Source organism: Vibrio tasmaniensis, from assembly GCF_024347635.1.
GTDB classification, from domain to species: domain Bacteria; phylum Pseudomonadota; class Gammaproteobacteria; order Enterobacterales; family Vibrionaceae; genus Vibrio; species Vibrio tasmaniensis.
Window position 1 is genome coordinate 281,362 of the sequence record NZ_AP025511.1, and the last position, 13,879, is coordinate 295,240.

The window sequence follows — 13,879 nt, forward strand, 5'->3', positions numbered from 1 at the left end:
GTTCCTTTATATAATTCATGCCAATCAATTGTCCGGCTTTTCATAGATGGCATGTCAGGGTTTGGTTAGTGAAAACCAAAGGTTTGGTTTTGATATGACCTTGTATTGAGCTACTCACCGCTATCAGAGCTATCAGAGCTATCAGAGCTATCAGAGCTATCAGAGCAAATAATGATCCGCCAACAGAGCAACAAACAAGATCATGAGATGATAGATGGAGAACTTAAAGGTCTTCATCGCCATATTAGGCTCATCACGATACTTAAGTACCCAAGCGTGGTAAACAAACCCACCGTTGAGCACCAATGAAGCGCTTAGATATATCCAGCTACTCATACCGACCAATACAGGCAATATACACACGATGCTAAGCAACAAGGTATAGAGCAAAATCGAAGTCTTGGTGTATTCGATTCCGTGGGTTACAGGCAACATAGGGATGTTCACTTTGGCATACTCGTCACGACGATGAATCGCCAACGCCCAGAAGTGTGGAGGGGTCCAAATAAAGATGATCATCACCAACAACCAAGCGTTTGAATGCAGTTCGTTGGTGACTGCCGTCCAACCCAATAACGGTGGCATTGCGCCAGCGATTCCTGCAATTACGATGTTCTGCGGCGTCGCTCGCTTCAGATACATGGTATAAATCACTGCGTAACCCAACAAGCTTGCAAAGGTTAACCAAGCGGTGAGTTGATTGACCCACACCACAAGCGTGACGAATCCAAGTAAGCCGATACCCGCGGCAAAGCTGAACACGCGTACACTACTCAGTTCACCGGATGGTAAAGGGCGTCGATTGGTTCGAGTCATCTGGCCGTCGATCTTTTTATCGATCAAATGGTTAAACGCAGCTGCTGAACCTGCCATCAACCCTACCCCAATCATCCCGAACAAAGTTTGTTGCAACGGCAATCCATTCGGTACAGCCAAACACATTCCAACCAATGCCGTCAGCAGCATCAAAGCCACCACTTTCGGCTTGGTCAGTGTTAAATAGACCTTCCAAACGGCTTTGTTTTTTCCAGCTATTTCATTGCTTATAGCAATATCATTGTTGGCTGTTATCTTATGAGTTAAGGCTGCGTCTTGAGCCACCACTTCATACTGTGTTGACGTTCTACTGACCATGATTACCTCCTTGTAATACACTGTTTTTCACCAAGCTCTCACTCGGTTTGCGTTGCCACACGACAAAATTGGTGACAACCATGCTGATGAGCAACATCGCTGCAACTAGGTTATGCAAAACCGCGACTGAGATTGGCAGATGAAACCATACATTACTGATCCCAAGGCTGATTTGGGTAAACAAGACTATTGCGACAATCACGCTCAGCTTTTGGTGAGGCGCTTGGCCAAATTTCCATAGCTGGTACACGATCATCAACACCGTTAACGTCGCCACAATAGCCCCGAACCTATGCATGACATGGATGGTAAGCCTTGCGGGATATTCCAACACACCAAACTCATAGTTATCATGGCCGTGTTGAGCAAAATCGAACGCATTTTTGAAGTCGAGATAGCTCATCCAATTACCTTCACAGATGGGTAATTGTGTACACACCAACGCGGCATAGTTTGACGATGTCCAACCACCAAGCAGTATCTGCCCGACCACAATGAATAGCCCGAACAGCGCCCAAGCTTTAAGTGACGAAGTATACGTAGCCTCACCAAAACGGCTTTGAAATTGAGACAAACGACAGTAGAGCAGACACAACAGTGACAGCAACGTGAATCCCCCCATCAAATGCGCCATAACCACAACGGGCATCAACTTGAGAGTCACCGTCCACATTCCAAGCAAAGCCTGAAATATCACGGTTGCCGAGATAAGTAATGGTAGACCAGCCGCTGTTATATTCTTTTTAATACACCAAGCAACAACGACAAAGATAAGCAGCCCTAATGTTCCTGCAAAGTAGCGATGGATCATCTCTATCCAAGCTTTGTCTGCTTCGAGAGCACGTTCTGGAAATTGTAGATTGGCTTGATTAACGGCTTGGATATTCGAGGGAACGGTGATCTTTCCATAGCACCCAGGCCAGTCAGGGCAACCAAGGCCAGCATCAGACAGACGTGTATAAGCGCCGAGAACAATCACGGTAAGGGTTAACAAGATAGTTAATCTCATCACGAGCATCAGTAAATCAGGGGCTTTATTCTGCATCACTTATCTCCCTATGCTTATTCCCTTTTCGCTAACAACACTCAGCATTAACGCAATCTGCTACAGCTCATCAACTCAAGCTCACCAACTCAAGCTCACCAACTCAAGCTCATCAACTCCAGCTTATAAACTTAAGCTGATTAACTACCCAACTCGTGACAGCTTGAGTAGCTTTCTTAGATCATGAATCATGCCTTTAGATTGACCAACTAACTGCGAAGGTTCTGAAACGCTTTTGTACTCCATGACCAACTGTCCTAGTGGGTCAATAATAACAATAGAAGCAGGCGAAAATTCGGTACTCAATTGATCACCACCCGCTAACAAAGACAAATCAGGCTTATCAAGCGAACCCGATAACGAATTACCTTCTGAGACAAAAACAACGGCGGTCACTCGCTCTTTGTTTTTACCTAGCGCCAAGTAACTTTGATTCAAATAATGGAGTTGCTGTTCGCATAAGCTTTCACACTCTGTAGGAGCGATATAACCCACTAACCACCCTTCTCCAGCCATGGGTATCGTTACGCCAAAATCCGCAAGCGTGGTTCTTGGTTCGACCAATTCGCCTGAGTTAGTGACACCTGAGGTATACCAATTCTGGTCCAACACCGTTTTGGCGACAATGGCTGGCAAAGCGAAAATTAAAACGAGTCCGATTAATACCAAGCGCCCTTTAGTACGACGGCTTCTGAGCTCTGCCATGTTTGCCTCAGTAATTTCCCTGTTCACTTGTGCTTGAGATTTATCCATCTTTCTTCCTTGTTGTAGGCGCTGCCTTTAAGTCGCTATTTCAATTTCAAGTTCCTACTTTTTCTTATTCATGTGGCCATTTTTCTTAAAATATCGGAACCCAATCAACAACATCAAAAACGAAAGTGCCGCTGCCATTACAAACCATTGAAATGAGTAACCGAAGTGCTTCTCAGATTTCATCGCAGTTGGTCGCCACAACAACTCATAAGGCCACGATTCTAAGCTTTGCGGTTGGAAAATAAAGGGCAGCACTTCTTGCCCTGTGTACTCTGATAACGCTGTTATGTTTAAGTTTTGGATTCTATTCGGTGTCGTATTTTCTAATCCCAACTCATGACTTAAAGGATTCACCGAACGTGTGTACAAACGCCCTGACAGTTTGGTTGGTAGTGTGATGCTTCCTAATTGCGGTAGCTCTCTTCTGTCACTGCTTGCCGCAACGAACCCAAGATCAATCAACAGTTGTTTTCTTCCATCTTGTGTTGGAACTGCACCCAACATGTAAATCACATACCCCACCGTTCCTTGGTTAATCTGGTTGTCTAACAAGAGTATCAAGCCACTCGTATTGACTAATTCGACATCAGCCTTTAACCCATTTAAGGTTTGAGGGTTTAATGACTCTTGACCAGATGAACCCAGCTCTCGCAACTCAGAAATAATGACACCTAGAGATTGTGACGATTGCTGCGCTCTTTCTGATAACTGTTGTTCATAGCGTAATTTCTCGTTACCTCGCTCTAACTGCCACAAACCTAACTTGATTAAAATGCCGACTGAAACCACAGTTAAAACGACCGTTATCCAAAAACCTTTACAGCGGAACTTGTGTTCATCATCAATCAATCGGTTTGGAGTTATCACTATGGCGTCATCTACCTTTGTGTTGTTGTTTAAAATTGTGTTAGTCGCTTTGCTGTTCTTCATCGCTTTCAATTTGATGAAAGGCCTAATCCAAATCGCCTCAGGTAAACACAATGGCAAAAGGCTGAGCCACTTCTTGGGGCGTCGTGTGATGTGGTCAGCTGTTGTCGTGTTACTGTTATTACTGGCTTTAGGTTCAGGAGTGATAGCGCCCAACCCTCGCCCCTATTAATTCCCAATAGGCTCAGCAGTTAGAGCACATACACAAACACAAACAGACCTAACCAAACCACATCAACAAAGTGCCAATACCAACTGCCCGCCTGAAATGCAAAATGGTCTTTCGGAGTGAAGTGGTCTTTCGCAACCCTTGCTAGTAACACAATCAAAAAGATCGTTCCCAAACAGACATGCAAACCATGAAACCCTGTCAATAAGAAGAATGTATTGCCATAGATGCCAGATTGAAGTGTCAATCCCATCTCTTGATAAGCGTGAAGGTACTCTTCAACTTGGAAGAACAGGAAGAAGCCAGCCAGAACAATGGTTATCTCTAGCCACACGATCAAAGCCATACGCTTATTTTGTTCAAGACTAATATGTGCCATGTGCAGCGTCACAGAAGAAAGTAGCAGGATAATGGTGTTCTTAAGCGGGATACCTTGCCAAGGCATGGCTTGTGTCGTCACGCCATCAGGTGTCGTCGTTAGCGGCCACATTGATTGAAACATCGGCCACAACACTTCATGGGTCATCACATTGTTGCCTGCGCCACCAATCCAAGGCACAGAAATCATTCGAGCGTAAAAAAGCGCACCAAAGAAGGCACCGAAGAACATGATTTCAGAGAAGATGAACCAACTCATTCCCTGTCGAAAAGAACGAGATATTTGCTCAGAATAAACACCACTTAATGATTCCGTGATTACATTGCTAAACCAACCTGCAAGCATGTAAAGCAACACACAACATCCGACTAACAGCACTGCTTTACCAAACACGCCACCAGCCGCATCAGTGCCCATATTTTGCACCGTCAAGCCAGCGCCAACCGCGACCAAAAACAGTGCGACGGCACCCACTAATGGCCAATGGCTTTGATGTGGAACGAAATAGACTTCCTTTTTAGAACTCATCGCCCAACTCCTTATGTTGATACTGGTTCTTTAAATCCCTAGTTACTTGCGAGTGTGCTCGCTTCAGGCTTACTTGCCTCTCCTCTCACCTGACTCGTGATATTAAATAGCGTATAAGAGAGCGTAAGCGTATGTATCGATTCTGGAATATCGGGCTCAATGTAAAATATCAAACCCATTTCGGCGCTCTTGTGCCCGTCAAGTGGCTGCTGATTAAAGCAAAAGCATTCCATCTTATTAAAGTAAGTTGCCCCCATACCTGGAGAAACCGATGGTACGGCTTGGCCAACCAATGAGGCTCCAGAAAGGTTTTTGGCAATGTAGTTAGTTTGAACCACTTCTCCAGGATGAACCTCTAACACTCGAACTTCAGGCGAGAACTGCCATGGCATATCAGGCTTAATATGCGACATGAATTCCACTCGAACAGTTCGAGAATAGTCAGGCTGCATTCCCTGAGGTTGAACGGCAGAAACCGTATTGGTTTTGCCGTTGATCCCTAGCGCGTCACACATCACATCGTAGAGCGGCACTAAAGCGAAACCAAAACCAAACATCGCAACCACGCTCAACACCAAGTAGCCCGTCAGCTTTTTAGTCGATCGCTTATTAGACAGGCGCTTTGGTTGTTTTTTATCTTGATTGGGATCGCTTTGCTTATCACTCATAGCTCATTCCTCTAATCAACTTTAGGCGGATGAGTAAAGGTATGGTGAGGCGCAGGGCTTGGTACCGTCCATTCTAGGCCTTCAGCTCTGTCCCAAGGCTTGCTTGGTGCAGGCTCTCCGCCTCTTACGCACTTGATAGCCAGCCATAAGAAAATCAACTGAGACAACCCAAAGGCAAAGCCACCAATCGACACGACTTGGTTAACGTCAGCGAACTGAATGGCGTAATCTGGAATACGACGCGGCATACCCGCTAACCCTAAAAAGTGCATCGGGAAGAACAGTACATTGACTGAAATCACCGACGTCCAGAAATGCCACAAGCTGAGTTTGTGGTCGTACATATGACCTGTCCACTTAGGTAGCCAATAATAGGCAGCAGCCATAATCGAGAACACGGCACCTGTTACCAGAACATAATGGAAGTGAGCCACAACAAAATAAGTATCGTGATATTGGAAATCAGCAGGCACGATAGCGAGCATCAATCCGGATAACCCACCAATCGTAAACAAAACAATAAAGGCAATCGCAAACAGCATTGGGGTTTCAAAGGTCAAAGCCCCCCGCCACATGGTCGCCACCCAGTTGAACACTTTCACACCGGTCGGCACCGCAATCAACATGGTGCAATACATGAAGAATAGTTCGGCAAATACTGGCATACCTGTGGTGAACATGTGGTGCGCCCAAACCAAGAATGACAACAATGCGATACTACAAGTCGCGTACACCATAGAGTGGTAGCCAAACAGACGCTTGCCACTGAATGCTGGAATGATGGCTGAGACAATACCAAAAGATGGCAAGATCATGATGTATACTTCGGGATGCCCAAAGAACCAGAATATGTGCTGGAACATGACGGGATCACCACCACCAGCGGCATCAAAGAAGCTTGTTCCAAAGTATTTGTCGGTCAGCACCATGGTCACAGCCCCCGCGAGCACGGGCATCACGGCTATCAGCAAGAAAGCGGTAATTAGCCAAGTCCATACAAACATCGGTAACTTGAACCAAGTCATACCCGGTGCGCGCATATTCACTATGGTTACGATCACATTAATCGCCCCCATGATAGAACTGATCCCCATAATATGAACTGAGAATACGAATAACGCGGTGCTGTCTGGGCCATAAGTTGTTGAGAGCGGAGCATAAAATGTCCAACCAAAACTCGGCCCGCCTCCTTCTGTAAACAAAGATCCGATCAAGATTAGAAACGCAAAAGGCAAGATCCAGAAACTGAGGTTGTTCATTCTCGGCAACGCCATATCTGGAGCACCGATCATCATCGGGATCATCCAGTTAGCGAGCCCCGTGAATGCAGGCATTACCGCACCAAACACCATGATTAAACCATGGACTGTAGTCATCTGATTGAAGAAATCTGGCTCAACAAGTTGTAAACCCGGTTGGAACAGCTCCGCACGGATCACCATTGCCATGGCCCCCCCCGTTAAGAACATCGCAAAACTGAACCACAGATAAAGTGTACCGATGTCTTTATGATTGGTTGAGTACAGCCAACGCGCCCAACCTTTAGGTGCCGCATGTGAGTCGTGATCATCAACAGGCAAATCATTATTGCCTAGTGTACCTTCCGTAGAATGGCTCAGTGCTTGGTCTTCTGCTGGAGCCGATTTCACCGGCTTATTGATTGGTGAACTCATAACTGCTCCTTAGCATCGTTTTGTGCTTTGTCCGTTGAGCCTTCCGTTTCATCCGTTGAACCTTGTTCGTCAGAAGCTTGTTCCCCGCCTTCTTGCTTGGCTTTATAAGCGTTCACATCTGAAGCCTGAACAATATCCCCAGTGTCATTACCCCAAGCGTTTCGTTGATAAGTCACTACCGCTGCGATCTCTTTCTCAGTTAACTGGTTATCGAATGCTTGCATCGCCGTACCACCACGACCATAAACAATGGTATCGATATGCACATCTACATCACCAAGCGCAATAGGGCTTCCTTTTATGGCAGGAAATGCTCCGGGAATACCTTCGCCGTTAACTTGGTGACACACCGCACAACGAGTTTTATACACCTCTTCGCCAATGGTATTGAGCTCTTCCAAGGAAAGTGACGCATCTAATGCATCTTGCGCGGCTTGCTGTGCGGCTACCGCCAATTCTTTTTGCTCGGCTAACCATGCGTCATACTCAGCTTCTTCCATCGCATGCACCACTATCGGCATAAAGCCATGAGCACGGCCACATAACTCAGCACACTGGCCTCGATAAACACCGGGCTCATCTATCTTTGTCCAAGCCTCATTTATGAAACCCGGAATGGTATCTTTCTTAACGGCAAAAGCTGGTACCCACCATGAGTGAATAACATCATCGGAAGTCATCAAGAAACGGACTTTGCGATTGATAGGCAGTACAAGCGGCTTATCAACTTCTAACAAGTAATGCGCGCCTTTCACTTCGATGCCTTCAATCTCTTTATCACTGGTCGCTAAAAGGCTGAAAAACTCAACGTCTTCACCAAAGTAGCTGTAGTGCCACTTCCATTGCGACCCTGTAACTTTGACTGTCAGCTCTGATTGGGAGGTATCTTCCATCGCTATCAAGGTCTTGGTGGCCGGGATAGCCATAGCGATGAGGATGATAATAGGGATGATGGTCCAAAGAATTTCGACTTTCGTGCTTTCGTGAAAATGGGCTGCAACCGCCCCCTTCGACTTTCGGTGTCTCAGAATTGAATAAAACATCACACCAAAAACAACAAAAGCAATCGCACAGCAGATGTAGAAGATCAGCATATGAAGTTCGTATACCTTACCGCTGATCTCAGTGACACCTTGAGTCATGTTGTATTCACTGCTTGCATGCACCAAAGGCGACACTAAAATCACAACAAAACTTTTCAAAAGCCACGCTAGCCTAACCAGTAATCTTTTCAAAAGATCTCTCCTTATCCTTCCTAATTGGATACTTGCGACCTAAATGTCGTTGCGAGCTCTATTTCGTTGCGAGCTAAGTTTCATTACGAACTACATGTCATTACGAGCTATGTGTCATTCCGAGCCAGACAACATTCATTGTTATTCCAGCTGAACATGAAAAGCTGAATCTCAATCTACAACTCACATGGAACCAGCCTGTAAACGGACTGCTGACCTCACCTCAACCTAAGAACCAATGCTGATCATAAGCGTTGGAAGTTTCCACTAAAGATTCAAAAACGACGAACTTGTTAAGTTTTGTTATATTTATGTAAAAGGCTAGTTAGTGGTATCCAATTGTTCAAGGTAAGTTTACTTATTAAACAGTCAATTATTTGAAGTAGCTTTACCCATATGCCTTTCCCTTACTGTTGGAATTTATTTTAAATCGAGTTTTACGATTGCTTTCATAGAAATGATAATCAGTATCATTTAAATTAAATCAACAGAAAGACATCCCGATATTAAAAGGTTTAGTAATTATGCAAGATGCAATGAACTGGTTAGCGAGAGACCCAGACCCAAGAACTCGTGAAGAGCTTCAATACCTTATCGATGAGGGAATGCACGACGAACTTGAAGACTGCTTTATTCAACGATTAGAATTCGGAACGGCGGGACTGCGCGGCAAAGTCGGATGCGGCCCAAATAGAATGAACCGCCTGGTCATACAAGAAACGGCCACAGGCCTTGGCCACTATTTAATTGAACATGTCGAAAATGCCTCTATGCGTGGTGTAGTGGTTGGCTACGACGGCCGTTTAGATTCAAAGCAATTCGCGATTGATACAGCTTCTGTACTCACTGCTTTAGGTATTAAGGTTTACCTAACTTCGAATGTTGCCGCGACACCTATCGTTGCCTTTGGTATCGAGCACTTCAACGCGGCGGCGGCTGTTGTCGTGACGGCGAGCCACAACCCGCCGGAGTACAATGGCTTCAAAGTGTACTGGGAGAATGGCGCTCAAATCATTCCCCCTCATGATGCAGGCATTGCTGCTGAAATAGACATCGCATCGACCAAGCCCATCCCATTGATGAGCCTTAGTGACGCTGAAACACAAGGTAAGTTGGTATGGTTAACTGAAGGCTATTATCAAACGTACCGCGCTGCGATCAACCAGAGCCCACACGTGAGTAAAGAGATCGAATCGGCGAACACCACCATCACCTATACAGCTATGCATGGTGTCGGTGCACAAATGGCGGAAGATCTACTTCATGATTCTGGTTTCCATAAGGTGTTCAGTGTTGCCGAACAGAGAGAACCAGATGGTCACTTCCCAACCGTAAACTTCCCCAACCCGGAAGAAAAAGGCGCGATGGATCTTGTGGTTAACTTAGCAAAAAGTGTCGATGCCGACATCGCTTGCGCTAATGACCCAGATGCAGACCGATTTGCGGTTGCCGTTCGAACCGATGATAAAGTCAGAACTGAAGATGCTTCCTACAAAATGCTCACGGGTGACCAAGTGGGTGTGTTATTCGCGCACTACTTGCTATCAAAGCCACACACTAAAAACCAGTTAGTTGGTAACAGTATCGTATCTTCAACTCTGCTTGAAAAAGTGGCTAATTCTCGCGGTGCGACTTACTTCCAAACGCTGACTGGCTTTAAATGGTTAGCGAATATTGGCATGCAATTAGAAGATGAGAAAAACGAGTTCTTGTTCGCCTATGAAGAAGCGTTAGGCTACACAATTGGTACTCAGGTACGAGACAAAGATGGGCTGTCTGCTATCGTCGTGTTTGCTCAACTGGTTGAGGAGTTAAAATCTCAAGGGCGAACCGTTTGGGATCTTCTCGCTCAAATTTCATTTGAACATGGGGTTCATACCAACGCGCAGCGAAGTATTGCCCTAGACCCAGATTCACCATCGATTGGTTCTAAGCTCCGCTCAGCACAGCCTAAAGCGATTAACGGTGTCGCTATCTCTGTGATTGAAGATCTGCAGTCTTCTTTACGCTTCGTCATTGGAGGCAATACTGAAGCCATTAACCTGCCTGCAAGTGACGTACTCATCTATCACCTAGAGGATGGTTCACGCATTATCGTCCGCCCTTCAGGAACAGAACCAAAAGTTAAGGTTTATTATGAGACGGTAACAAAGTTCGAAGGGACAGAAACCTATGACGATACTCGCAAGCGCGGTGAAGAGTACATGGATAAGCTCATCGAACAACACCAGAAAGAGTTGAACTCTTAGATCATAATTCTTTCACAACATAAGTTCCATGAAGTGCAATATGTAACTGATAGACATAAAAAATGGACGCTCGAAGCGTCCATTTTTGTATCGGCAGCTAGCCGCAACAATATGTTTTATTGGGAAAGTTTACGAAGTAAAGAAAGAAGACAACATCCAAACCGCCAACACGATGAAAACTCCGCCCATCACTTTTTGCTGATAGGTGCGAAACTTAGCATTTTCTACCAAAGATTTACCAATAGTACCCACTAACGCCACAAGTAAAAAGTTGAACGTCAAACCTAGCACATTCAGCAATAAACCTAGAACGAGCATCTGCTCGCCCGAAGTCGCTTCAATACTCGTCGATACAAACTGCGGTAAGAACATCACGAAGAAAACCAACGCTTTAGGATTAAGTAGGTTACTAATAAGTGCTCGTTGGTAGTAGGCTTTTGCAGCACGGTTATCGCTTAACTCAGGCGCATTGCCCTGTTCTGTTCGAAGACAATCCCACCCCATCTTTAATAAGTATGCACCACCTAATAGATGAAGGGCTTTTAAAGCCACTGGACTCATCGCAATCAATGCTGAAACGCCCATTGCTGCTAATACTGTCAGGATAATTCCAGAAGTCGCATTACCTAAGCTCGCAAACACACCGACTTTACGGCCATAGCTCATGCTTGAGCTTGCGATGAGTAACATATCAGGGCCTGGTAAAAGGAGAAGAGCTACAACGGCCGTCAGGTAAACAGGTAGGATGGTTAAATCGATCATGGGTTTCAGTATTGATAAAAACGGAGGCGAATTTTATATCAATTACTAACACCCTTCCAGATGCAATCAGTTGCTAGGTGTTAAATTAATCGAATTAAACACCATCAATGAACAGTAAAACCAATTTATTAACTAAATAAAAAAGACTAATTAACGTGCTACCCACTCGATCTCAATCACAGTGGTTTCGCCACACTTTAGACGACCAAGGAAAATATCACCTTGATGTACCTCTCCGACACCTTTAGGAGTGCCCGTCATCACAACATCACCGTCTAGCAAAGTCGTATAAGAAGATAACTCTTCGAGGATGGTCTCTGGAGAATAAAGCATCTGTTCAACATGCCCTTTTTGAACGCGGACACAGTTAATAAATAACTCTAAGTTTAAGTCAGAGAGGTTCAAATTACCGATGGGAACAAAGCGGCTAAAAACAGCAGAACCATCAAAAGCTTTAGCTCGCTCCCAAGGCAGGCCTTTCGCTTTCAAACTACTTTGTAGCTCGCGTTTAGTAAGGTCTAAACCTAGCCCCACAGCAGAGTATTCACCGTTTTCAACAATGCAGCAGATTTCAGCTTCATAATGTAACGTTTCTTGATGGAAAGATGACAGAGAAGACGTAACGCTAGTGCTCGGCTTATTAAACACCACCATAGAGTCAGGGATAACATTATTAAGCTCTTCGATGTGATCAACATAATTGCGCCCAATACACAGTACTTTGCTGGGTGTTGCTGTTCGTTTCGAATTCATCAATTGCTCCTGATCTACAACGCTGCTCATAGTTTGTCCCTAAACTGTTTTTTTGGAGCGCAGAGTTTACCGCATCATTAAAAGAGAATCTTCGACAAGATGGTTACCAATATCTAAATTCTGATCTTTAGCTCAATTAAATGATTTAAATACTTTTATTCGAAGATCGCGACGTATAAGAACTGATGACAAGAGCCATAGCGATGTAGATCATCGCTGCGTAGACCATAGCTACGTAGATGAAATGAATGGCTGGGTAACATGAAGGAAAAGCTAAAACAGATGCGTATAGAACGAAAGCAGCCCTCTCAAACCAAAAGGCTTGAGAGGGCTTAGCATAGTGTCTAGGACAGTATCCGAAAAGGTAAATTTAAGGAGTAAACACTATGCATAATCGTGGTCAAACTAAATGAGTCGCGACTTATAGGTAGAAACGAGCACCAATAGTCCACTTGTCGTCAGTTTTTCTGTTGTCTGCATCGTTTAGATCAAACTGATAGCCAGTGTAGCCAACAACATTGCTAGTAAAGTTGTATTCAGCTTGTAGAGCTAGCTCTTCACGGTCAGTTTGTGTTGCCGCGCCTTTCGTCGCTTCGCCTTCAACAACTTCGTAGTTAACGCTTAAGTTTAAGCTGTTCGCTAAAGCGTAAGCCGCTAGCAATTCATATGCATCACTTTCTTCAAGGCCTACATTCATGTTTTCGTTTGAAGCGTAGATACCTGCTAGGTATAAACCTGAGCCGTAAGAACCGTATGCAGCAGAAACTAGGTGAGATTCAGCAGTCTTAGAAACACCACCTTCTTTGAAGTCACCAGTGTTGAAGGCATAGCCCAATTTAACACCAGCGATTGAGTAACCAAGAGTCGCTTGAATACGATCGTCGTACGCAACTGTTGTACGAGAGTGAATGATATCGTTGATATCTGTATCATCGTAAACGTCTGTCGTTACTGTGTTACTACCCTGCCAACCTAAGCCAAAGCTAAGCTCACCCGCTTCACCAAAATCGAATCCGTTGCGGTAACTTGCCATTTTATCTGCACGACCAGTACCTAGTGCACCGTGGTTGTCGTATAAGAAATCATTCGCGAAAGCGATCGGCATATCAGTAGCTGAAGCTACATCGTAGTATGGTGCCCACTGCGTACCTGCAACAGCACGACCTAGTTCATCATGAGATAAGCCAACATAGCCAAGACGAGTAGTAAATGACTCATCACCACCGTTTAGGTAATTAAGAGCCCATTCGCCTTTAGCGTCAACTGTGAAGCCATTGCCTAATTCTTGCGTAGCATTAAAGTTGATACGTGGTGAGTTTGTACCAACATCCGTATCGCCTTGCTCTGAACCATTCAGGTTTACAGAAACGTGACCACCAACAGAGAAGGCTGTACCGTCTTCGTTGTAAAGCTCTACCGCAACTGCCTGTGTACCAAATACTGCACCAGAAATTGCTAGCGCTAAAAGTTTCTTATTCATTGTCATATCCATTTGTAACTGGGAGAGTGATTCCATAACAACCTCGTGCTTACGGAGAGGTTGTTACCTGCATTTAACAAGTGGAAAAACACTAATATACGAATGACAAAAAAGTTGCATTAAA

13 protein-coding genes are annotated in these 13,879 nt (G+C 44.9%); 2 read left to right on the top strand and 11 right to left on the bottom strand.

Annotation, left to right across the window (positions count from 1 at the left end; translation table 11 throughout):
• Positions 1–159: 159 nt before the first annotated feature.
• The 4 genes from cyoE to OCV44_RS15655 all read right to left on the bottom strand — a co-directional run bounded on the left by cyoE (position 160) and on the right by OCV44_RS15655 (position 3,862).
• Complete coding sequence (gene cyoE / locus OCV44_RS15640) at positions 160–1,134, bottom strand: heme o synthase (protein ID WP_139684386.1); 975 nt, start codon at positions 1,132–1,134, stop codon at positions 160–162.
• A complete protein-coding gene (locus tag OCV44_RS15645) occupies positions 1,124–2,179 on the bottom strand; it encodes a COX15/CtaA family protein (protein ID WP_139684385.1) in 1,056 nt (351 codons plus the stop codon). The genes cyoE and OCV44_RS15645 overlap by 11 nt, the downstream gene beginning before the upstream one ends.
• A 144-nt stretch (positions 2,180–2,323) precedes the next feature.
• Positions 2,324–2,932 carry a hypothetical protein gene (locus tag OCV44_RS15650; RefSeq protein WP_139684384.1) on the bottom strand — a complete coding sequence of 203 codons (609 nt, stop codon included), beginning with the start codon at positions 2,930–2,932 and terminating at the stop codon, positions 2,324–2,326.
• A 54-nt stretch (positions 2,933–2,986) separates the two neighbouring features.
• The gene (locus OCV44_RS15655) at positions 2,987–3,862 is read right to left on the bottom strand and encodes an SURF1 family protein (RefSeq protein ID WP_139684383.1); all 876 of its coding nucleotides are present in this window, start codon (positions 3,860–3,862) and stop codon (positions 2,987–2,989) included.
• Between OCV44_RS15655 and OCV44_RS15660 the strand changes: the two genes are divergently transcribed.
• A complete protein-coding gene (locus OCV44_RS15660; protein ID WP_139684382.1) occupies positions 3,801–4,031 on the top strand; it encodes a DUF2909 family protein in 231 nt (76 codons plus the stop codon). The two genes, OCV44_RS15655 and OCV44_RS15660, sit on opposite strands and share 62 nt — an antisense overlap.
• Positions 4,032–4,050: 19 nt before the next feature.
• Here the strand turns inward: OCV44_RS15660 and OCV44_RS15665 are convergent, their stop codons facing one another.
• Genes OCV44_RS15665 through coxB form a run of 4 tightly spaced genes read right to left on the bottom strand, consistent with a single transcriptional unit; the run spans position 4,051 to position 8,511 of the window.
• The gene (locus tag OCV44_RS15665) at positions 4,051–4,935 is read right to left on the bottom strand and encodes a cytochrome c oxidase subunit 3 (RefSeq protein WP_139684381.1); all 885 of its coding nucleotides are present in this window, start codon (positions 4,933–4,935) and stop codon (positions 4,051–4,053) included.
• A gap of 38 nt (positions 4,936–4,973) precedes the next feature.
• Positions 4,974–5,603: a cytochrome c oxidase assembly protein gene (locus tag OCV44_RS15670; RefSeq protein ID WP_139684380.1), complete on the bottom strand. Its 630-nt coding sequence runs from the start codon at positions 5,601–5,603 to the stop codon at positions 4,974–4,976.
• A gap of 11 nt (positions 5,604–5,614) precedes the next feature.
• Positions 5,615–7,276, bottom strand: coding sequence for a cytochrome c oxidase subunit I (gene ctaD, locus OCV44_RS15675; protein ID WP_054542972.1), 1,662 nt, complete (start codon positions 7,274–7,276; stop codon positions 5,615–5,617).
• Positions 7,273–8,511 (bottom strand): cytochrome c oxidase subunit II, encoded by a 1,239-nt coding sequence (gene coxB / locus OCV44_RS15680; RefSeq protein ID WP_139684379.1) that lies wholly within the window; start codon positions 8,509–8,511, stop codon positions 7,273–7,275. Before coxB ends, ctaD begins: the two co-directional genes overlap by 4 nt.
• A 524-nt stretch (positions 8,512–9,035) precedes the next feature.
• Here coxB and OCV44_RS15685 point away from each other — a divergent pair.
• Positions 9,036–10,760: a phospho-sugar mutase gene (locus tag OCV44_RS15685; RefSeq protein WP_139684378.1), complete on the top strand. Its 1,725-nt coding sequence runs from the start codon at positions 9,036–9,038 to the stop codon at positions 10,758–10,760.
• 129 nt (positions 10,761–10,889) lie between these two features.
• On the opposite strand, the gene OCV44_RS15690 is transcribed toward OCV44_RS15685, so the two are convergent.
• The 3 genes from OCV44_RS15690 to OCV44_RS15700 form a co-directional block, all read right to left on the bottom strand.
• Positions 10,890–11,522 carry a LysE family translocator gene (locus OCV44_RS15690; RefSeq protein ID WP_009845666.1) on the bottom strand — a complete coding sequence of 211 codons (633 nt, stop codon included), beginning with the start codon at positions 11,520–11,522 and terminating at the stop codon, positions 10,890–10,892.
• Positions 11,523–11,672: 150 nt separating this feature from the next.
• Entirely contained in the window at positions 11,673–12,305 is a 633-nt protein-coding gene (locus OCV44_RS15695; protein ID WP_139684377.1) for a fumarylacetoacetate hydrolase family protein, read from the bottom strand.
• A gap of 391 nt (positions 12,306–12,696) precedes the next feature.
• Positions 12,697–13,755, bottom strand: a complete 1,059-nt coding sequence (locus OCV44_RS15700) for a porin (RefSeq protein ID WP_139684376.1) — start codon at positions 13,753–13,755, stop codon at positions 12,697–12,699.
• Positions 13,756–13,879: the final 124 nt, after the last annotated feature.